The following is a 20691-nucleotide window of genomic DNA, read 5'->3' as shown; positions in this document are numbered from 1 at the left end:
CCCGGCCGTGACGTCAGCAGCGGTGATGACGTAGCTGCCGTGGCACGTCGTGCTCTGGCCGGGGGCCAGAGACGTGGCAGCGCAGGTCACCGAGGTGACGTGGTCGTCGGTCACGGTGATGTTGTTGACAGCGGCGGTACCGGTGTTGGTGACGGTGTAGGTGTAGGCGACGGTGTCACCGAGGTGGAACGGGCCCGCGCTGTCGGCGACCTTCTCGATCGCCAGCATGGCCTCGCCGACAACCGGGACGGTGACGTCGGCGGGCGGGCTCTGCACCGGCTGACCCTGCGGGTCAGTGCCGTTCGCGTGAGCCGTGTTGGTTACGTGACCAGCGGCGACGTCAGCCGCCGTGATGACGTATGTCCCGTGGCAGAGCGTGCTCTGACCGGGAGCCAGAGAGGTCGCGTCGCAGGTCACCGAGGTGACGTGGTCGTCCATCACCGACACATTCGTGACAGCGGCAGTGCCGGTGTTGGTGACGGTGTAGGTGTAAGCGACGGTGTCACCGAGGTGGAACGGACCCGCGCTGTCGGCAACCTTCTCGATCGCCAGCGCGGCCTCGCCGACGACCGGGATCGTCACCGAAGCCGGCGGGCTCTGCACCGGCTGGCCCTGCGGGTCGGTGCCATCCGCGTGAGCCGTGTTGGTCACCTGCCCGGCCGTGACGTCAGCCGCCGTGATCACGTACGTCCCGTGGCAGAGCGTGCTCGCGCCGGGGGCCAGAGTCGTGGCATCGCACGTCACCGACGCGACGTGGTCGTCCGTCACCGTCAGATTGCTCACAGCGGCGGTACCGGTGTTGGTGACCGCGTAGGTGTAGGTGACGGTCTGGCCGACGTGGACGGGGCCGGTGGTGTCGGCGGTCTTGGTGAGGCTGAGGGAGGCCACGCCGATGACCGGAACGGTCACCTGAGCCGGCGGGCTTTGGACCGGCTGACCCTGCGGGTCGGTGCCGTTCGCGACAGCCGTATTGGTCACCTGCCCGGCCGTGACATCAGCAGCCGTGATGACGTACGTCCCGTGGCACGTCGTGCTCGCGCCGGGGGCCAGGGACGTGGCGCCGCACGTGACCGAGGTGACGTGGTCGTCGGTCACGGTGATGTTGTTGACGGCGGCGGTGCCGGTGTTGGTGACGGTGTAGGTGTAAGCGACCGTGTCACCGACGTGGAACGGACCCGCGCTGTCGGCGGTCTTGGTGAGGCCGAGGGAGGCCACGCCGATGACCGGAACCGTCGCCTGAGCGGGCGGGCTCTGGACCGGCTGACCCGCCGGATCGGTGCCGTCGGCGACAGCCGTGTTGGTCACCTGCCCGGCCGTGACGTCAGCCGCCGTGATGACGTAGCTGCCGTGGCAGAGCGTGCTCGCGCCCGGGGCCAGAGTCGTGGCGTCACACGTCACCGGGGTGACGTGGTCGTCCGTGACGGTGATGTTGTTGACCTGGGTTCCGCCGGTGTTGGTGACGGTGTAGGTGTAGGGGACGGTGTCACCGACGTGGAACGGACCCGCGCTGTCGGCGGTCTTGGTGAGGCCGAGGCTGGCCGGCTCCACGGTGGGGATGACCTGGTCGACGACCCACGGGGCCTCGGTGGGAAGGAGCTCGGTGAGCACGCCCGACACGTCACTGGCCGCCTGTGCGGCGATCTTGTTCCAGGTCCGCTCGCCGCCGACGAACGCGGTGCCGTCAGCGGTGGTGGTGGGGACGTTCATGGTCCACGTGTAGGTGAAGCTCGTACCGGGCGCGACGACCGTGCTGCCGTAGTCGAAGCGGACCGCCCGCACCGCCGCCCAGTTGGTCACCCCGGCCGCCGTGGTCCAGTCGCCGTGGGCGTTGTACGCACCGCCGCAGTAGAACGGCTCGCTGGTGGTGGAGTCCATCTCCGGCCGGCAGGGGTCGGGGTTGGTGGAGTAGTAGACGGTCACCGGGTCGCTACCGGTGTTGATCGGCCCGGTCAGCGTCGGCACCCATTGGTTGATGTCGCTGCGGTCGTTGTACCGGGGCGCCGTCACACCGGTGTTGTTGGGGTACGGGAGCAGGTCGTAGGCGACGAAGTTGGTCATGGGCTCGTTGCCCTCGTCCGCGAGGGACACGCGGTAGGTGACCGTGCCGCCCACGGAGGAGGTTCCCACCTGGGTGGGGTCCTTTTCCGCGGAGCCGAGGAAGTTGGTGTCCTTGTCGCCCATGACCTCCTTGGTGACGCCCAGAGCCGCCGACCGCGCGACGGCGAAGTCAGCGGTGGTCGCCGAGACGCCTTCGGTGATGTTGCCGTTGCGGTTCACATCGGCGGCGTCCTGGGTCTTGCCGAAGTCGGCGGGAAGCAGGTAGCCGCGGGTGTCGAACAGGTAGGCGACGTTGCCCTGGTAGGTCGGCAGGACGGGGTAGGTGGGGTCTGTCGGCGGCGCGCCGCCGGCGTCGCCGCCGTAGGTGCCGGCCGGCGTCCCCGGATTGACGGTCGTGGTGAACACGTAGATGCAGGTGGCTTGCATCGGCACGGTGGCACCGGAGCCGGCAGTGGTCGCGATCAACGCGGTGCGGCCGTTGAGATAGTTCGGCACCAGCGACACGGCGAAGTCGGACGCGACCGGGCAGTCCGCCGGCTGGTTGGTGCCGAGGGCGAAGGAACCCTGCTGGTAGGTCAGCTGGGGCGGGATCAGATCGATGATCTCGGGCTGGAGCGGCGTGGTTGCCAGGCTCGGGTCGTAGTTGATGCTCAAGCCCCAGGTCAACTCGGCTTCCGGCGCGACCGGGCTGGGAGTGGCCAGGTACTTTCTGAGGAACGCGTCGCTGATGAACGCCCGGATGTCCATCGTCGCGCACGCGGTGGAGGTGTCGTCGGCGACGCCGGGTGCCGAGAGCGTCGTGACCTGGCAGTTCTGCAGGGTGGATCCGGGCGTCGCATCGGGGGCGATCGAGCCGTTGATGATGATGCCGTATCTGGTCGACGGCCCGACGTCGGGGATGGTGACGGTGATGTTGGTGATGCGCAGGCTGTCCTTGCCCAGGCCGAGCCGTACGCCCGTCCAGGTGAACGTCTGCTGTGATCCGTCGCTGTAGGTCACCAGGATCGTCGTGGGGCTGGGCGGCTGGGCGTTCGTGTCGGCGTTGGCGATCGAGGCGATGTCCGTCGCGACGTACCCCACGGGCATGTCGTCGCTCATGACGAGCGTCGCGTCGACGGTGCCGTCGTTGCCCGACGTGAGGTTCCAGACGGCCTGGCCGCCGACGGCCGCGATGCCGTAGCCGCCGTCCTTCCGGGTGGTGGCCGTGACCACCGGCGGGCCGGTCGGGATCGTCGTGGTTGCCTGGGCGGAGACCGTCATGGGCGTGGTCGAGCCCAGCGGCGTGCCCTCCATCGACACCGTGTCAGTGAAGCTGGTGCCCGGAGCCGCCCCGGCCGGCAGCGTGTACTCGATCCCGTGGACGGTGGGCTGCTGGCCTCCCATCGACGCGATGGTCGGCCAGGTCGCGGTGTTGGTGCCGGCATCGTACGAACAGCCGTCACAGCTCACGAACGTGACCCCGGTCGGCAGGTGGTCGGAGATGACCACGTTCTCCAGGGCGAGCCCGCCCTGCGCCGTCGTCGGGTTCGTCTGCACGTTCGAAGCCGTGATGAGGTAGGAGACCGTGCTACCGGCCGTCGCAGCGCTGGGCCCGTTCTTGTAGATCTGCGGGACGGGCACCGCGTTGAGGTCGACGGTGGCGCTCGCGGGCGCGGACGTGTCGCCGGCGGTGTCGCTGGCGTTCGCGGTGACCGTCTGCGGGCCGGGGGTCGTGAGGTAGTCGAGGGTCGGCCAGTTGACCTGGATCTGCTGGGAGTTACCGGCGGCCGCGTTGGGCCAGGTCAGCGTGAGTGTCCCGGTCGGCCCGGCGGTGGCGGAGATCCCTACCGCGGTCTGGGCGGGGCTGAGCGATGCCGTGGGCGTGCCGGCGGCACTGCTCCAGCCGGGCGGCGCGGGGATCGTGGCGGTGATGGTTCCGCACCCGGTCGGGTTCGAGCACTGCACGTTGAGCAGGTAGCTCACCACGTCGCCGGAGTTCACCGGAGTCGTCACCGGTGAGAGCGCCACCGTGAGCAGCGTGGCGGCGTGCACGACGGCGGCCGGCAGGCTGACGCACGCCACGACCGCGGCCACCACGGCGATCCACCAGCGGTGCAGCCAGGTCGGCGGTCTCGGCGGGCACCCGGCTGAGCTCCCGGGGTCGCGCCACCTCCGCCACTTCCACGACCGACCGCCCGGCGCCTTGCCGCCGGTGCGATCCACACCTGCCTTGCCCATGCTTTACCTCCGGAGCTTCCCATGATCGATGGGATGAAGAGTCCGCCTCGTTGTTCGAAAAACCCATGGCGGTTCGCACGAATGCTAAGAGGCTCCGGCTCATATGTTTGTCATTTAAATGACAGCATTCGAGTGATTTTCGATTTCTGTGATTCAGGCCGGAAGCCGGGCCTTGACAACCCGATAGGCGAAGTCCCGAAAGTCCGCAAGACGGCGGTCCACCTGGCCTATGCGTGTTCGCGGCCAGGGTGACGAATTCAGTTCTCCATCGTCCGCAGGGCTTGGGCGACCTGGGCCAGCCAGCGGGTTTCGGCCTCGATGTCGCCGGTGTGCGGGACGTGGGGCTCGGCTGAGGGCGGGTTGTTGTCGGGGGCCTGGGCGCGGGTGAGGGCGTCGGCGATGTGGGCGGCCTCGGTCCGCGCGGCGTCGGCGGACTCCGGGGGAGTTTCGGCGGCGACGCGATATCGGCGGAGGATCAGCAGGCCGTCCCGGATCTCGATCACCCGTCGGTACAGGGCGAATTCGGCGTCGGCGGGGGGCATCCGTCCAGCGGTGAGCGCAATCTGCGGGAAGGCCGTGTGCAGAGCACTCCACAGGGGGCGAAGCGCCCGGTAACTCCGGTAGGCCGAACGCCATTGCCGAACGGCCTGGCCGGCGCGGGCCCACAGCAGGGTCGTGGCGCCGGCGAGCAACAGCACCGCGCACAGGCGGCCGAGGGCCAGGGAGATGACGTCCTCGGCGGTTTGTTGGCGGCCGGAGTGCAACGTCCCGATCACATCGTCCAGTCCCCACACCACCCAGAGCAGGCCGAAGGCGGTCGTCAGGGAGATCAACCGCAACGCCGTCCGTAGCGCCACCGTGTCCGCCTGGCGCGTCCAGTGCAAGGTCTGCCGCAACAGGGTGACCAGGCAGTAGCCCGCGTAGCCCGTGATGACCAGGTCGAAGCCCGCCAGGGCCACCCGGCCGCCGACGCCGGTCGGCACCATCTGGGTGCCGTCGTCCTGGATTCCGGCGAGGAAGTACAGCCCCGCCGCCGCCACCATCGCCAGCGCCATCCCGATGCTTCGGCGGCGCAGCGTCCGAGGCGTGGCCTCGGGTCGCCGCATGGCGACGGCGGCCAGCGCCAGATATCCGGCCGAGCTCATCTTGAGGAGGTCGGCGAGCAGCCCGAACACTCCCTCCGACCCGGCCTGCCCCGAGGCCATCAGCGCCAGGAACGCCCCGAAGCACCAGCTGAAGCAGCAGGTGTACCGACGCGCGGGCGAGGCGTCGCGGCGCCGGTCGGCAAGAAACCGGTACGTGCTCAGCACCACCAACAGGCCTGCCGCGCAGGCGAGGACGGGGTCAGTCATGCGGGCCGTTGGCGCGGCGCGATCCCAACAGCGGGGACAGCCGGTGGGCCCACTCGTCGCCGCGCGTCCGGCCGCCCGGTAACAGGGCCCGCTTCAGGATCAGCGAGGCGAGCAACTCGGCTTCCTGCTCCTGGGGTTCGAGGTACACCGTCCGTCCGAGCACCTTCTTCACCAGATCCGGCGACAGGTTCGGCAACAGACCACCGGTGAGGCCGGGATCCGGCGAAGGCTCGGACGTGTGCCCCAGCAACAGATGGGCGTACTCGTGCACCAGGATGTGCTGGCGGTGCAGCGCGCTGGTGTCCTCGGCGTACACGATGTAGTCGGCCTGCCCGGTCGTGACCAACAGCCCGCACGGCGCTCCGGGCCGCGCCGCCACGGCGATCAGGTCGATCGGGCGGCCACGGCTGGTGGCGAGACGGGCGATGAGCTCGGCGGCGTCGAACGGTTCGGGCAGTTCGAGGGATTCGCTGATCGCGCGACATCGCCGCATCAGCCCGCCATGCCGTCGGATCCACCGCAATGCACGCCTCCCCGGTACGCCGGGGCCAGCGCTGCCGGTCCAACTGTGCGCTCAGCGGGAGGGCTTGTCCCTGGCAGCCTCCCGGCGAGCGATAGTCTCGATCACATCCGAGACCGTGTCCAGTGCCTCGGGCGACAGTTCCACCGCCCGCAGCGCCATGTTTCGGACACCGGCGTCCCGCAGGGCCTCCAGGAGGGCGAGTTCGGCGACGATCTCCTGTGAGCGGTCGTCGAAGAAGTACGCGGGCGAGACGTTGAAGAACTGCGCCAGCGCCTCCAGGTGCCGCTTGGTGGGGTTGTCGCGCTTGCCGGTGCGCAGCTGCCACAGGTACGTGGCCGAGAACGTCTCTCCCGTCGCCTCGCGACAGGCGCGCGCCACGTCCTCGTTGCTGTACTGCTCACGGTTGGGGCGCCGGACCGTGCGGAACAGCGCCTCGATCTTCTGAGCGAGCGTACTCGTCTCGACTCCCGCCATCTCCGCCTCCTGCGCCGCCACTGCCGGTTCCGGCGGCGCTGGGGGTACTCGGGTCGGCCGCCGGGGGACCATCGTAGCTTTCGGGCGTCGCGTCGGGTCCGGCGGTGGACGACCGAGGAACGAACGCGGGCCCGGCCCCGGGGGAGGGCCGGACCCGACGTCCGGTGCGGTGTCGTGCGGCGGGTCAGCAGCAGCCGTAGCTGAAGCTGCCGCAAGTACCGCACCAGCTCTGGTCGGTGGTGCTACAGATGTCGTTGTTGGTCCAGGCCTCCTCGCCGCCGCTGAGGGCGGTGAGGTCCAGCTCGCCGATCGGGTGGCCGGGGGCGGTGTGCGCCGCCTCGGGGTCCTTCCAGGACCGGACGGTCTCCTCGTTGCTCATGGCGTGCCTTCCGCTGGAGGGGATCAGCAGCAGCCGAAGCTGAAGCTGCCGCAGGTGCCGCACCCGGTGATGTTGGTGGTGCAGATGTCGTACACGGTGATCTGCTCCTCGCCGCCGCTGAGGGCGGTGAGGTCGACCTCGCCCAGCGGGTGGCCGGGCAGCGTGTGGGCCGTCTCGGGGTCCTTCCAGGACCGGGCGATCTGCTCGTTGCTCATGGTGTGCCTTTCCGGTGAGGGGTTCAGCAGCAGCCGAAGCTGAAGCCGCCGCAGGTGCCGCAGGCGGTCTGGCCGGTGCACATCTCGAAGATGGTCATCTCCTGCTCGCCGCCGCTGAGGGCGGTGAGGTCGACCTCGCCCAGCGGGTGGCCGGGCAGCGTGTGGGCCGTCTCGGGGTCCTTCCAGGACCGGACGGTCTCCTCGTTGCTCATGGTGCGCCTTTCCGGTGGGGGTTCAGCAGTGGGTGCCGGTGGCCCAGGTGGGGCAGCAGCCGGCCGAGCCGAGGGCCTCGCTGCCGTCCTCCTCGTCGGCCAGGCCGCCGACCAGGAAGCCGAGGTCGATCTCGCCGGCCGGGTGGACGGGGGCGGTGGCGCGGGCGGTGGACTCGGGGTCCTTCCAGGCGCGGGCGGTGCTGTCGTCGCTCATGGCGGTCCTGCCTTCCGATGGCGATGGTGCCGTGGCCGGGCGGCCGGGTGGCCGACCGGGGCTGGTGGGACGGGCGGCGGCGGGGCGGCCCGTCGGATTCAGTGGCTGGCGGCCGGGCGTACGGAGGTGTCGCCGAACAGCCGTCGGTAGACGCCGTCCTGCTCGATCAGCTCGTCGTGGCGGCCGCGTTGGACGATCCGGCCGTGCTCCAGGACGAGGATCAGGTCGGCGTTGCGCACGGCGTTGAGCCGGTGGGAGACGACGATCCGGGTGACGGCCAACTCGGCGAGTGCGCCGTCGACATGGCGCTCGGTCTGCGGATCGAGGTGGCTGGTCGCCTCGTCGAGCAGCAGCAGCCGGGGTCGGTGCACCAACGCCCGTGCCAGGGCTACCCGTTGGCGCTGCCCGGCCGACAGTGCGGAGCCGCTCTCGCCGACCGGGGTGTCGTACCCCATCGGCAGGGCCAGCACGTCCTCGTGGAGCCCGGCGATGCGCGCGGCCCGGATCACCTCGGCGTCCTCGGCGTCGGGTCGGCCGAGGGTGAGGTTGTCCCGGATGCTGCCGCCGAAGAGGCTCAACTCCTGGAGTACGGCGCCGCAGTGGGCTCGTAGGTCGGAGAGGTCGAGCTGGTCGATCGGCACGCCGTCGTGGTGCACCGCGCCCTCCTCGGGGCGGAGCAGCCCGAGCAGCAGCAGGGCGAGGGTGCTCTTGCCGGAGCCGGTCCGGCCGACGATGCCGAGCTTGCCTCCGGCGGCGACGGAGAGATCGATGCCGCTGAGGGCCGGCGGGCCGGACGGCTGGTAGCGGAAGGTGAGTTCGCGCACGTCCACGGCGGTGGCCCGGTCGGCGGCGAGCCGTAGCTGTCCGCCGGTCTCGGTCGGTGCGTCCAGGACGTCGAAGAGGCGTTCCACCTGGGCGTTGACGGTGAGGTAGAGCTGGCCGGTGGTGGAGAGGGTCTCCAGCGGTGCCAGCAGGGACAGCACGAGGCTGTTGGCGGCCAGCATGGTGCCCAGGGTCGAGCGGCCGGTCATCACCAGCCAGGCGCCGACGCCCAGCATCAGCAGCGGGCCGAGCGCCGTCATCGACCTTTGCAGGCCGGATAGTCGGGCGGTGGCCCGGCCGCGCCGCAGCATCGCCCGCTGGTAGCGGGTGAAGAGCCCCTGCCAGTGCTCCACCGCCCGGCTCTCCACGCCGTTCGCCTTGAGCGGCAGGATCGCCTCCAGCGCCTCCACCAGGTAGCTCTGCTCCTCCGCCCGTGCGACCAGCTCCAGTTGGGCGAGGTTGCGCAAACGGCGGTGGGCGCGGACCACCAGCAGCAGTTGCAGCAGGAACAGCGGGGCGACGGCGAACAGGTACAGCGGTTGCAGCACCACCACGGCGGCCAGGTAGCCGACCAGCAGGACGCCGTCCAGGGCGACGGTCATCAGCTGTTGGGTCAGCGTCTCCCGGGTGCTGGAGACGCTGGACATGCGCATCAGCAGGTCGCCGCGGCCCCGGTCGAGGAAGAACTGGAGTGGCAGCCGGAAGAGGTGCTCGACGAAGGAGCGGGTGAGCACCAGGTCGCCGCGTCGGCGCAGTCCGAGCAGGGCCAGGGCGCGCAGGGCCGTCAACAGGCCGGTGAGCAGGGCGATGGCGACGGCGGACAGGGCGAGCAGGGCGGCCAGGTCGGTGCGGTGCTGCGGCAGGAACGAGTCCACCACCGTACGGGTGAGCAACGGCAGGGCCAGGCCCAGGAGTTGGAGCGCTCCGGTGACCAGTGCCGTCATGGCGAGCAGTGAGCGGCCGCCTGGGGCGGCGAGGAAGCGCCGCAGGTAGCGGACCATCGGGCGGTCGCGCAGCCGGGTGTGCCGGGGCTCGAAGTGCTCGTTCGGCTCCAGGGCGACGGCCACGCCGCCGAAGAGCTGGTCGAAGTCCTGCCGGGAGATCTGGCGGCGTCCGGCGGTCGGGTCGACCAGTCGGACGGTCCGGCCGTCGAACCTTTCCAGGACCACGAAGTGATGGCTCGTCAGGTAGGCGATGACGGGGCCGTTCGACGGCTGTGCCAGCGCGTCCGGTCCGCGCAGGACGCGGGTGGTCAGGCCGGCCCGGTGCGCGGCGTCGATGAGGACGGCCACCGAGGCGCCGTCGCGGCCCGCGCCGAGCAGCGGGCGGCAGTCGGCCACCGTGGAGTCCCGCCCGTAGTGGCTGAGCACCATGGCCAGGCAGGCGGCGGCGCATTCGGTGCGGGTGAACTGGAGGCGCTGTGGCACCCGGTGGGAGCGGCGCCGACGGCGCTCGGGGGCGTCGGCGGGGGCGGTCACCGGGCCTCCTGCGGCGCGAGCAGCAGTACGGGGGCGATGAGCTCGGGCGCGGCGATCCGTAGCAGGCCGTGGCCGATGCCGGCCAGGCCGGTCATCAGGCCGGGCGTGGGGATGCCGCCCGGGGTGCCGCAGAGCGGCCCACGGCGCTCGATCGCGGCCAGCACGGCGTCCCGGGCCCGCGGGTAGTGCTCGCGGGCCTCGGCGACCCCGGCGCGGGCCGCCACCGCGAACAGCTCCAGATTGCCCAGGCGGCCGTGGCAGAGGCTGTCGCCGTCCGTCCGGGCGGCGGCAGTCGAGCGTACGGCGCGCAGCAGCGCCTGCTCGCTCGCCCGGGTGCGGGTGGTGGCGGGCAGATCGGCCCGGAGCAGGCCGACGCCGGGGGCGCCGTGGCACCAGGCGTGCACATGGGCGGTGGTGCCCGGCGGCGGTGCGGCCTGCCAGGGGCGGGGGGACAGCTCGCGGAAGTCCGGCCAGTTGTCGATGGCGGGGTCGAAGCCGGCGTCCTCGTGGGCCAGCGCGGCCTGCCCGGTGCGCAGCGCGGCCGCGTCCCCGGTGCGGGCGGCGTGGCGCAGCAGGGCCCAGCCGATCCCGCCGGTGCCGTGGGACATGCCCAGCAGCGGCCGTTCGGCGGTCATCGCGGTGCGCCAGACGGCGGTGCCGTCGGGCTGTGACTCGGCCTTGCCGATCAGCAGTCGCGCGCAGTGCCGGGCGCAGGCGTGGGCGACGGCGCCGTGCCGGTGCGCCAGCGCCTCGGCGACGGCGAGGCAGCCGGCGGAGCCGCCGATCAGGTCGAGCTGCCGGTCGTCCTCGTCCAGGTCGCGGGCCGCCGCTTCGAGCAGGTCCGGTACGGGCGCGGCCAGGGCGGGATCGTCCAGCAGGACGGCGGCGCAGTCCAGCGCGTACGCGGTGCCGGACAGGCCGCCGAACGCGCCCCAGGGGCGCTTCGCGGCGCGCAGCCGGTGGGCGGCCAGGTGCTCGGGGAAGGGGGCGAGGATGCGGCGGGCCCACTGGGCGTAGCGCTCCTCCCGGGTGATGGCGGCGAGTTGGGCGAAGAACAGGGCCAGCCCGGCGTAGCCGCCGTACAGGTCGTCGCGCAGGGCGGTGACCCGCCACTGGTCGCGGTTGAGGTCGAGCCCGAGCCAGCCGGCCCGTCCGTCGGTGCGGTGGGCGTCGGCCGTCAGCTGGTCGGCGACGGAGCGGGCGAGGGCCAGGGCGCGTTCGGCGGGGGAGCGGTCGGAGTCGGTGGAGGTCGGCTCGGCGGTCTGCGGGGTGCCGGACGGGGAGTTGGAGGCGCGCGCCGCGAAGGCCGCCCGGATGATCCAGTCCTGGGTGGCGAGGTCCTGCTCGCCCATCGCGGCGATGATCCGCCGGGAGCGGTCGAGCCCCGATTCGGGCAGCGCCTGCGGCAACAAACGGCCGCTGTGGGTGCGCAGTTCGCGGGATCCGACGACGGAGCGGAACAGCGGTACGTCGCCGCTCCACAGGCTCTCGGCCTCAAGCGTCAGCAGCGGCTGGATCGCGGGGTTCTCGGCGGACTGGGCGAAGATCAGCCCGAGCACCCGGTCGCGGTCGAGCGCGTCGCGGGTGACGTCGGGGTGGGTGCTCTCGCTCAGCAGGTGGGCGTAGACGCGGGTGGCGCGCACGATGGTGCGGCTGGTGTCCTCCCGGAAGCGCGACAGCGGACCGTCGGGCGCGAGCAGTTCCTCGCGGTGGGCGGCGATCGCCCGGTAGCCGGCCGCGAACCCGGCCCGCAGCGAGGCCAGATGGTCGGCCGGGTCGACGTCCCGGCCGTCCAGGCGCGGCCGGTTGGCGCTGCCCTCGAAGGCGAGCCGCACCCTGGTCAGGCGCATCTCGTCGGTGCCGTCGCCCTCCCAGGCGGGGGACTTGAACGGCATCGCGGCGCCCTTGTCCGCGCCCATCCCGCCGACGTCCAGCACGGCGCCGCCGTCGCCGACCAGCACCGAGGGCAGCAGGCCGACCCGCTGCACCGAGTGGGCGAGCAGGTGCTGGGCCGGGTCCTCGTCGACCAGCGGGCTGCCGGTCAGCAGGGGAACGCCGACGTGGAACAGGGACTCCAGGTCGACCGCGATCGGCTGCTCGCCCGCGGCGATGACGTTCTCGAAGTGGAAGTCGGTGGCGGCGAGCGCGTAGAGCAGGGCGAGCAGCGCCCCGAGGCGGTGGTAGAACCGCTCGGCCGCCGCGTGGTCGGCGCACGGCGCCGGCTCCACGAACTGTGTCCAGCCGTACTCGCCCCGGTCCCAGGCCGTCACGGTGCCCAGGTCGAGGCCCGGCAGCGCGGTGTCGTACCAGTCGACCACCGCGTTGAAGTGCTCGTGGACGGCCAGCGGGCGCGGCTTGTAGACCAGTCGGGCGCCGGAGGAGAAGGTCAGCAGCGCGACCGAGCGGCCCGCCTCGTGGCCGTCGCCGCCGCCCATCCGGACGGCGGTCAGCTCGCCCGGGTCACGTCCGCCGAAGATCCGCTCGACCAGTAACGGCCGGTCGGCGGTGAAGCGTCGGAGGAACTCGCGGTGGGCGTGGGCGGCGTTCTCGGTGGCGTACGCGACCAGCCGGGCCAGGACGGCGTACTCGTCCAGCAGGGCGGCCAGCTGCTCGGGCCGGCGTTGCCGGGCGATGAAGGCGTGGAAGCGCTCGCTCGGGGTGTCGCCGGCCAACTGGCCGGACAGTCTTGCCACATGGAGTTCCAGCACCAGGGCGCGGCCGAGCAGGGCGACCAGCTGTTCACGCAGGCTGCTGTCGAGTGAGCGCTGTACCGCCTCGTGGGTGTCGGTGCCCAGCAGGCGGCGGGCCTCGGCGAGGAAGGGCTCGACGATCACCGCGAAGTCGGTGAACCAGTGCCGGTGAGCCCCGGCCTGCGGCTCGCGCTCGGGTGCCGCCGGGGGCAGTTCGGGCGCCCGGGCCATGACGCCTTCGACGAACCGCGCCCAGGCCGGTTTGGCGCTGCGCGCGGCCAGCTGGTCGGGGTGCTCGGCGATCAGTCGGCGCAACCGCTCCGGATCGAGACCGAGCGCGTGGGCCTGGGCGGAGGCCGTGTCCGGGGTGTGGTCCGGGTACGCGGTGCGCCAGCGGGCCAACCGCCGGTCGGCGCGCCAGCCGAGGCTGCCCTCCGCCGGGCTGTCCGGCACCGGGCCGGGCTCGCCCCCGGCGGCCAGGCGCTCGGCCAGCCATAGGCCACGTGCCCACCAACTCCCCGTCAGCGGTGCGCGGTTGACGCACGACCAGGGGAGGACGGGGTCCGCGACTTCGGGTGGGGTCTTCGAGGGCATGCTGAACTCCTGAGACGCGGAGGGCGGGCGGTCCGCGGACCAGCCGGGCTGACGCTTGCGGGGAGGAGCGAGCAGGGCTGAAGAACTGCGGTGAACGCGATGATCTCAAGCGATTCACATCAGCTAACACTGTGAGGGCGAGTCTGCTCGGTCCGTGACGGTGCGTCAAGTGGCGTGAATGGAAGTGCCTGCGCCATTCATATCAGCTAATGCCCCTGGCCTGCGGGAACGCCGTCCGCCCGCGGCGCGAAGAGGCCGGCCGACCCTGGACGGGTCGGCCGGCCTCTGGCGCGGTAGGCGGGTCAGCTCAGCGGCGACTCGGGCACCTCGTAGAGGTACTCCTCGATGGCGGCGATCAGCTCACCCTCGAAGCGGAAGTGCGTGCTGCCGTGGACCCGGCTCAGGGAGCCGTCCCGTGCCACCCGGTGCAGGACGTTTTGCTGGAACACCTCGTCGGGCTTGTGGAACCGGCGCACCACCTCGAACCGCACCGATTCCGCGTCGGTGAAGAACTCGCCGATCCGCTTCAGCCGGTCCTCGATCGACTGGGTGCCCAGGCCGTCGTTCTGCCACACCGTCGCGCCGGGGGTGCACAGGGCGCGGAAGCCGGCGAGGTCGCCCGCCTCCAGGCGCCGCAGGCCGGCGGACACCAGCTCGTCGAGGTTCTGGTTCTGGTCCTGGTTCAAGGGAATCTCCATTCAGAGCAGGCCGAGGCCGCGCAGGTCGGCGACGTACTTGGCGACCAGGGCGGGGGCGAGCCGCGGCACGTCCCGGTCGGGTCCGAGGCCGGCCGCGCGGACGGCGGCCCGGAAGCGGGGGGCCGGGGCGGGGCGGCCCTCGGCGGGCCGCTCGAAGGCGTGCAGCAACGGCAGTACCGAGTGGGCGCGTTGGCGTTCCGGCAGGGCGCGGACGGCCGTCGTGAAGCGGCCGAACCAGTCCTGGTAGTCGTCGATCCGCCGGATCGGGTGGCCCGCCTCGATCAGCCAGTCCACGAAGGTGTCCAGCGAGGCGCCGTCCTCGTGCGGGTTGGACGCGTTGAAGGTGCGGTAGTCGCCCGGGGCCGCGGTGCCCAGCGCGGTGACCGCCTCGGCGAGGAAGTCGACCGGCAGGCCGTCGTAGTGGGCGGGCGCGCCGCCGCGGTGGAAGGAGCGCGGGGCGAGCCCGGTGGCCACCAGGCTGAGCAGCAGCCGGGTGAGCACATCGGGCACGTTCAGCTGCCCCGGGTACCGGCTGTGCGCGAGGATCATGCCCGAGCGGAAGGTGGTGACCGGCAGGCCGTACCGTTCGTGCGCCTCCCGCAGCAGCACCTCGCCGGCCCACTTGGCGGCCGCGTACCCGTCGGCGTAGCCGGTGCCCAGGCGCCGGCGCGGGAGCGTCTCGCGGATGTCGGCGTCCTCGTCCATGGCGGCCGGATCGGCCGCGCCGCGCACCGCCACGGTGGACAGATAGCTGACGGGCTTGAGCCGTTCGGCCAGCGCCAGCCGGACGAGTTCGGCGGTGCCCGCGACATTGGGGCCGAACAGCTCGCCGTACGGCAGCACATGGTTGACCAGGGCGGCCGGGTGGACGACGAGGTCCACCGACTCGGCCAGGCCGTGCCACACCGCCCGGTCCAAGCCCAGGCGCGGTTCGGCGAGGTCGCCGGCCAGGACGGTGAGCGTCCCGTCGGACAACTCCCGGTAGAACGAGGCGAGTTCGGTATCGGAGCCGAAGGATCGGGCGAGCCGCTCGGCCGCCTCCGCCGGGGTGGCGCCCCGGACCAGGCAGATCAGCCGGCCGCCGGACGGGCCCAGGCGGCGGAGCCACTCCAGGCAGAGGAAGCGGCCGAGGAAGCCGTTGGCGCCGGTGAGCAGCACCGTCCGCGGAGGCAGCGCGGGGCCCGCGGCCAGGGCCGGGGCGTCGATGAACCGATCCAAGGTGAGGTCGCGGGCCCGCAGTTCGGTCGCGCCGACGCCGTGCACGGAGGCGGCCGTGGGCCGGGTGGCCGTGGCGGCCCGCCGGGCCTCGATGTACGCCGCCACCCCGGCCAGGTCGGTGGCCGGAGCGATGACGACGCCGACCGGCACCTCGACGTCCAGGACCTCCTTGAGCAGGGAGGTGAAGGTCAGCGCGGAGAGCGAGTCGCCGCCCAGGTCGGTGAAGCGGGCGCCGCCGTCCGCGCCGGTGTCGACCCGGCCCAGGACGGCCCGTACCGCCCGGTCCACCGTCTCGCGGACCGGCCGGTCCGCGCCGGCGCTCCGCAACTCCCTCAGCTGGTCGGCCTGTTCCTCGGCCAGCTCGGCGTAGCGGCGCTCCAGGGCCGGGCCGTAGCGCTCCACCAGCTTGGGGCGCAGCGGCTTGTGGCTGTCGGAGAGCAGGCCGTTCGCCGGGCTGAACGGCTCGGTCTCGATCAGGACGTCGCGCGGCACCTCGTACGGGTGCAGCCCGTTCTCCCGTGCCGTGCGCCGCAGTTCGCCGTCGACCAGCCGCCGCAGCGCCTCCGGCTCGCCGTCGCAGCGGGCCAGCGCGTCCGGCGTCGGCACCACCACGGCGAGCAGATGGGAGCGTTCGCTGTTGCCGTACACGAAGACCTGCCGGACCAGCGGGCTGCCCAGGAAGACGCCCTCCAGCCGGGAGACGGTGACGAACTCGCCCTGGGAGAGCTTGAGTACGTCCTTGGTGCGGCCCACGTAGACCAGCCGGTCCGGGGCGACCTCGGCCATGATGTCGCCGGTGCGGTAGTAGCCGTCCTCGTCGAAGACGGACGCGGTGAGTTCCGGGCGGCGGTAGTAGCCGGGGATCGCGGCGCTGGTGCGCAGTAGCAACTCGCCGCGCGGGTAGGGCCGGTCGGTGCGGTAGCAGCCCGACTCCGGGACGTCGGCGAGCTTGTAGTCGAGCACCGGGGGGCGCTGCACCACGGTGTCGAGCAGCACCCCGCCGGCCTCGGTCGAGCCGTAGCCGGTGTACAGGTGCAGGCCCAGGCAGGACTCGACGAACTCCGCCACCTCGGCGGAGAGCGGGGCCGTGCCGCAGAAGGCCTTCGCCACCCGCCCGCCGAGGAAGGTCTCCCGCAGGTGCTTCTTCACCGCTGTGTCCGCGTCGCCGGGCTCGCCGCCCCAGCGGCCGAGTTCGATCCGGTACTGCTGGAAGAGCATGTCCGCCACCCGCGGGACCATGGTCAGCTCGGTGGGCCGGACCAGCCCGATGTCCTCGAACAGGCAGGACAGGTCGCTGCGGGCGGTGAAGCAGCCCAGGCCGCCCCGGGCCAGCGTGCCCAGCACCGACATCCGGCCGGCCTGGTGGCTCTGCGGCATGTAGTGGACGACGACCGAGGGGATGTCGGCGGGCCCGTAGACGAACCCCCACCAGGCGTTGCGGGCCAGGCGCTGCGGGTACATCGCGCCCTTCGGCGCCCCGGTGCTGCCGGAGGTGTAGAGGAGCAGGGCGAGCGGGTCCTCGCCCGGGGCGGGGACGTGCAGCGGGGGCGGCGGCAGCAGGGCACCGCGCCCGACCGCCTCGCCGAGGGGGTCGAGAACGGTGGAGGTTGCGGCCAGCTGTCGTTCGGCGGCCGCGAACGCCTCGCGGTGGTCCGGGAGTTCGGGGTGGTAGTCGAAGACCACGAGCCGGCGGACCGAGGGCTGCCCGAGCACCGCGGCGACGGCGGTGTCCAGCCGTTCGCAGCTGGTGGCGAGCACCAGCGGCTCGGTCTCGGCGACGATCGGCGCCAGCTGGGCGAGCGGCGCGCTGGCGTGCAGCGGCACCGAGACCAGGCCCAGGTGGACGCAGGCGAGTTCGAGGACGGCGTAGTCGGTGCTGCTGAAGCCGAGCGTGCAGACCCGGTCGCCGGCGGCCAGCCGGTACCCGGGCTCGTGCGCCCAGGCGCCGGCCAGCGCCCGCACCCGGGTCCACAACTCCCGGTAGCTGATGGTGTCGAAGCTCGGCAGCAGCCGCCCCGTCGCCCGGTCGCGGGCGCGTTCGCCCAGCGCCGGGCGGTCCCCGTACGCCGCCATGACGGTCGCCATGATCTCGGCCGGACCGGTCGCCGGATCGGCGAGCGCGGCGCGCACGGCCTCGGACTGGCCCGACCCGGCGGGGGCGGGCGTCACCAGGCGACCGGCAGGGCTTCGGCCCCGCGGATGAGGCGCTCCGTCCGCCAGTTGATCCGCTCGGGCTCGACGGCCAGGCGCAGGTTCGGCAGTCGGCGGACCAGGGAGTCGATCGCGGTGCGCAGCTCCATCCTGGCCAGTTGCGCCCCCAGGCAGTGGTGGATGCCGTGCCCGAAGGTGACGTGCGGGGCGGAGGGGCGGTGGAAGTCGATCAGGTCGGGCTCCTTGAACACCTCCGGATCCCGGTTGGCCAGCCCGAGTTCGGCGACCACCGCGTCGCCCGCGCGGATCGTCTGCCCGCTGAGCTCGACGTCCTCCAGGGCGATCCGGGTGAATCCGGCGGTGGCGCTGATCGGGATGAAGCGGGAGAGCTCCTCGACCGCGTCCGGGATCAGCCCGGGGTCGGCCACCAGCTCGCGCCACAGCTCCGGCTGGGACAGCAGGGTGTAGACGAAGTTGCCGATCTGGTTGGCGGTGGCCTCCTGGCCGGCGGACAGCAGGCTGACCCCGAGGCCGACCAGCTCCTCCTCGGTGAGCCGGCTCTCCTCGTCCTCGACGGCGGCGAGTTCGCCGAGCAGGTCGGGGGTGGGGTTCTCGCGGCGCTCGGCGACCAGGCCGGCCAGATAGTCGTTCAGGTGGCCGCGGTCGCGGGCGGACAGCTCGGGGTCGGAGAGCGTCAGCAGGCCGTCCACCCAGGAGTTGAACCGGTCGCGGTCGGCGACCGGGACACCGAGCAGCTCGCAGATCATGGTGACCGGGAGCGGCCAGGTCAGCGCCTTGGTGAGGTCGGCCGGCGAGCCCGTGTCGATCATCGCGTCCAGCAGGTCGTCGACGATCTCCTGGGCCCGCGGGCGCAGCGCCTCGACCCGGCGGACGGTGAACGGGTTGGCCACCCGGCGCCGCAGCCGGGTGTGCTCGGGCGGGTCCATGCTCAGCATCGAGGTGCGGGGCAGACCGGCCGAGACGGTGCGCGGCACGTGGTCGCCGACCGCCTCGGCCCGGCTGAACCGGGGGTCGGCCAGCACGGTGCGGACGTCGGCGTGGCGGGTGACCAGCCAGCCGTCCCCGCCGAAGGGCAGCCGGACCCTCAGTACGGGCTGCCGGCCGCAGACCGCGGCCAGCTCGGGGTCGATGTCCAGCCGGTGGGTCGGGCCGAACGGATAGGCCCGGGGCCCGTCGTTCGTGGCGGTCATGGTGTCAGTCCTTCCGTTCCCGGGGCGGGCGGTCACAGCGCCGCGATCCGCCCGCCGTCGATGACGAGGTTGCTGCCGGTGATCCAGGAGGCGCGCGGGGAGACCAGGAAGCCGACGGCCTCGGCGATGTCCTCGGTGCGTCCGATCCGGCCGAGCGGGATGCCCTCGGCCCAGTCCGCCGTCTCCGTCGTCCCGAGGTAGTCGGCGATCAGGTCCCTGGCCTCGTCCGCGCCCGGCGTCATGACGTTCCCGGGGGAGAGCGCGACGACCCGGATTCCGTCCGGTGCCAGTTCCGTCGCCAGCCCCTTCTGGTAGACCTCCAGAGCGGCCTTCGCGGCGGCGTAGTGGAGGATCATCGGATAGGACGAGACGGTGGCGATCGAGGACATGTGGACGATGACGCCGCCACCGCCGGAACGCATCGCGGGCACCAGTGCGGAATTGAGCCGGACGGCGGACAGGAAATTGATGTCCATGGTGTACTGCCAGTCCTTCTCGATGTCGAGCGCGCTCTGGAAGGACCGGCAGCCGCCGGCGTTGTTGACCACGATGTCCACGCCGCCGAGCAGCTCCAGCGCGGTGTCGGCGAATTCGCGGACGCCGGCCGGAGTGCTGAGGTCGGACGGCACGAAGGTGCTCTCCGGCGGGGTGTCCTCGGTCGGTTTGCGCGCCGTGGTGACGACGGTGGCGCCGGACGTCAGCAGCTTCCGGGCGATGGCGGCACCGATGCCGCGGCTTCCGCCGGTGACCACCGCGCGCTTTCCGGCCAATTCCTGATCCAATTCGCTTCCGCCGCCTTCCGTCGGGTCGGAGAATCTGTCCGCGACGCTCTCCGGCGCATTCTCGCGAAATCGAACGGGCGGCGCGGAGCCACTGCGGACCACTATCCTGGAGGGCCTTCCGCAGGGTCAAGACGATTGTGTCGATGCAGTGCATCGCCTCGGGCGGTCCATCGGTGGCGCCGGGGTGTGTGCTGGACGGCGGGAACGGCGGAACGGATAATCCTCGATATTCGACGGTCGGAATTGACGGACGAAATCGGGAGGAACAATGGCGGGTTTGGCGGAGCCGTTCACCGTGGGCGGCCTGACGGTCCCGAACCGGATCGTGATGGCGCCGATGACCAGGATGCAGTCCCCGGGCGGGGTGCCGGGCCCGGACGTCGCGGAGTACTACGCCCGGCGCGCGGCCCACCGAGTGGGGCTGATCGTCACCGAGGGGACCTACATCGACCGCGCCGCCGCCGTGGCTTACGACGGGGTGCCGCACTTCCACGGGGAGGTGGCCCTGGAGGGCTGGGCCCGGGTGGTGGCGCGGGTGCACGCGGCCGGCGGCCGGATCATCCCGCAGCTGTGGCACACCGGGGTCCAGCGCCCGGGCACCGAGCCGCCCGCCGAGGGGCCGTCCGGGATCGGACTGGACGGCGGCCCGGCGGGCCGGGCGATGAGCCGGCAGGACATCGACGACACCGTGGCGAGCTTCGCCCGCGGCGCCGCGGACGCCAAGCGGCTCGGCTTCGACGGCGTCGAACTGCACGGCGCCCACGGCTACTTGATCGACGACTTCCTGTGGAGCGGCACCAACCGGCGCGCCGACCGCTACGGCGGCGACCCGGCCTCCCGGGCCCGGTTCGCGGTGGAGGTCGTCCAGGCCGTCCGCGCGGCCGTCGGCCCCCGGTTCCCGGTCTTCTTCCGGTTCTCCCAGTGGAAGGTCAACCAGTACGAGGCCCGGATCGCCGAGAGCCCGGACGAGTTGGAGCAGCTGCTGACCCCGCTGGCGGACGCGGGCGTCGACGTCTTCCACGCCTCCACCCGGCGCTACTGGCAACCGGAGTTCGAGGGCAGTGCGCTCAACCTGGCCGGCTGGGCGCGCAAGCTCACCGGGAAGCCGACGGTGACGGTCGGCTCGGTCGGGCTGGACCGGCAGTACGGCGAGGGCGAGTTCGCCCAGGGCTTCACCCGGGCGTCCGGGGTGACCGGCATCGAGGACCTCGTCGAGCGCCTGGAGCGCGACGAGTTCGACCTGGTCGCGGTCGGCCGGCCGCTGCTGGCCAACCCCGACTGGGCGGCGCGGGCGCTCGGCGGCGAGCTGGCGGGGGCGGTGCCGTACGACCCCGCGGTGCTGGCCAAGCTCGACTGATCGACCATCGGAAACGGGGCCGGGCCCGCAGCGAGTCGCTGCGGGC

General features: G+C 72.3%; 15 protein-coding genes. 1 reads left to right on the top strand and 14 read right to left on the bottom strand.

Translation table 11 applies throughout. The features are described 5' to 3' along the window. The 14 genes from QWJ13_RS28590 to QWJ13_RS28525 all read right to left on the bottom strand — a co-directional run. Positions 1–4131 (bottom strand): DUF7507 domain-containing protein (locus tag QWJ13_RS28590; RefSeq protein WP_432277618.1); only part of this gene is annotated, 4131 nt, incomplete at its 3' end. A 401-nt stretch (positions 4132–4532) separates the two neighbouring features. Next, positions 4533–5627, bottom strand: a complete 1095-nt coding sequence (locus QWJ13_RS28585; protein ID WP_316528048.1) for an MAB_1171c family putative transporter — start codon at positions 5625–5627, stop codon at positions 4533–4535. Continuing rightward, on the bottom strand, positions 5620–6150 hold the full coding sequence (locus tag QWJ13_RS28580; RefSeq protein WP_316528047.1) for a ParH-like protein: 531 nt from the start codon (positions 6148–6150) through the stop codon (positions 5620–5622). The genes QWJ13_RS28585 and QWJ13_RS28580 overlap by 8 nt, the downstream gene beginning before the upstream one ends. Before the next feature lie 51 nt (positions 6151–6201). Then, entirely contained in the window at positions 6202–6624 is a 423-nt protein-coding gene (locus QWJ13_RS28575; protein WP_316528046.1) for a helix-turn-helix domain-containing protein, read from the bottom strand. Positions 6625–6808: 184 nt separating this feature from the next. Beyond that, a complete protein-coding gene (locus QWJ13_RS28570; RefSeq protein ID WP_316528045.1) occupies positions 6809–7003 on the bottom strand; it encodes a hypothetical protein in 195 nt (64 codons plus the stop codon). A 23-nt stretch (positions 7004–7026) separates the two neighbouring features. Then, complete coding sequence (locus tag QWJ13_RS28565; RefSeq protein ID WP_316528044.1) at positions 7027–7218, bottom strand: hypothetical protein; 192 nt, start codon at positions 7216–7218, stop codon at positions 7027–7029. Positions 7219–7241: 23 nt separating this feature from the next. Then, positions 7242–7430, bottom strand: a complete 189-nt coding sequence (locus QWJ13_RS28560) for a hypothetical protein (protein ID WP_316528043.1) — start codon at positions 7428–7430, stop codon at positions 7242–7244. Between the two features lie 22 nt (positions 7431–7452). Next, positions 7453–7644 (bottom strand): hypothetical protein, encoded by a 192-nt coding sequence (locus QWJ13_RS28555; RefSeq protein ID WP_316528042.1) that lies wholly within the window; start codon positions 7642–7644, stop codon positions 7453–7455. A 98-nt stretch (positions 7645–7742) separates the two neighbouring features. Beyond that, positions 7743–9944 carry a peptidase domain-containing ABC transporter gene (locus QWJ13_RS28550; RefSeq protein WP_316528041.1) on the bottom strand — a complete coding sequence of 734 codons (2202 nt, stop codon included), beginning with the start codon at positions 9942–9944 and terminating at the stop codon, positions 7743–7745. Then, complete coding sequence (locus tag QWJ13_RS28545; RefSeq protein ID WP_316528040.1) at positions 9941–13228, bottom strand: type 2 lanthipeptide synthetase LanM family protein; 3288 nt, start codon at positions 13226–13228, stop codon at positions 9941–9943. Before QWJ13_RS28545 ends, QWJ13_RS28550 begins: the two co-directional genes overlap by 4 nt. A gap of 302 nt (positions 13229–13530) precedes the next feature. Beyond that, a complete protein-coding gene (locus tag QWJ13_RS28540) occupies positions 13531–13914 on the bottom strand; it encodes a nuclear transport factor 2 family protein (protein WP_316528039.1) in 384 nt (127 codons plus the stop codon). Positions 13915–13926: 12 nt separating this feature from the next. Then, complete coding sequence (gene car, locus QWJ13_RS28535; protein ID WP_316528038.1) at positions 13927–17313, bottom strand: carboxylic acid reductase; 3387 nt, start codon at positions 17311–17313, stop codon at positions 13927–13929. Further along, positions 17310–18506: a cytochrome P450 gene (locus tag QWJ13_RS28530; RefSeq protein ID WP_316528037.1), complete on the bottom strand. Its 1197-nt coding sequence runs from the start codon at positions 18504–18506 to the stop codon at positions 17310–17312. Before QWJ13_RS28530 ends, car begins: the two co-directional genes overlap by 4 nt. A gap of 32 nt (positions 18507–18538) precedes the next feature. Continuing rightward, positions 18539–19276, bottom strand: a complete 738-nt coding sequence (locus tag QWJ13_RS28525) for an SDR family oxidoreductase (protein ID WP_316528036.1) — start codon at positions 19274–19276, stop codon at positions 18539–18541. A gap of 280 nt (positions 19277–19556) precedes the next feature. Here QWJ13_RS28525 and QWJ13_RS28520 point away from each other — a divergent pair, with 280 nt between their 5' ends. Then, positions 19557–20645, top strand: coding sequence for an NADH:flavin oxidoreductase (locus QWJ13_RS28520; protein ID WP_316528035.1), 1089 nt, complete (start codon positions 19557–19559; stop codon positions 20643–20645). The last annotated feature ends 46 nt before the right edge of the window (positions 20646–20691 follow it).

This window comes from Kitasatospora brasiliensis, assembly GCF_032654805.1.
Classification (GTDB): Bacteria; Actinomycetota; Actinomycetes; order Streptomycetales; family Streptomycetaceae; genus Kitasatospora; species Kitasatospora brasiliensis.
This window is presented reverse-complemented; position numbering and strand designations above follow the sequence as displayed.

What these genes read in the sequence shown, in the direction of transcription:
- QWJ13_RS28520 (WP_316528035.1), top strand. Translation starts at nt 19,557, where the DNA reads ATGGCGGGTTTGGCGGAGCCGTTCACCGTGGGCGGCCTGACGGTCCCG.
- QWJ13_RS28575 (WP_316528046.1), bottom strand. Translation starts at nt 6,624, where the DNA reads ATGGCGGGAGTCGAGACGAGTACGCTCGCTCAGAAGATCGAGGCGCTG.
- QWJ13_RS28560 (WP_316528043.1), bottom strand. Translation starts at nt 7,430, where the DNA reads ATGAGCAACGAGGAGACCGTCCGGTCCTGGAAGGACCCCGAGACGGCC.
- QWJ13_RS28555 (WP_316528042.1), bottom strand. Translation starts at nt 7,644, where the DNA reads ATGAGCGACGACAGCACCGCCCGCGCCTGGAAGGACCCCGAGTCCACC.
- QWJ13_RS28585 (WP_316528048.1), bottom strand. Translation starts at nt 5,627, where the DNA reads ATGACTGACCCCGTCCTCGCCTGCGCGGCAGGCCTGTTGGTGGTGCTG.
- QWJ13_RS28565 (WP_316528044.1), bottom strand. Translation starts at nt 7,218, where the DNA reads ATGAGCAACGAGCAGATCGCCCGGTCCTGGAAGGACCCCGAGACGGCC.
- QWJ13_RS28545 (WP_316528040.1), bottom strand. Translation starts at nt 13,228, where the DNA reads ATGCCCTCGAAGACCCCACCCGAAGTCGCGGACCCCGTCCTCCCCTGG.
- QWJ13_RS28570 (WP_316528045.1), bottom strand. Translation starts at nt 7,003, where the DNA reads ATGAGCAACGAGGAGACCGTCCGGTCCTGGAAGGACCCCGAGGCGGCG.
- QWJ13_RS28530 (WP_316528037.1), bottom strand. Translation starts at nt 18,506, where the DNA reads ATGACCGCCACGAACGACGGGCCCCGGGCCTATCCGTTCGGCCCGACC.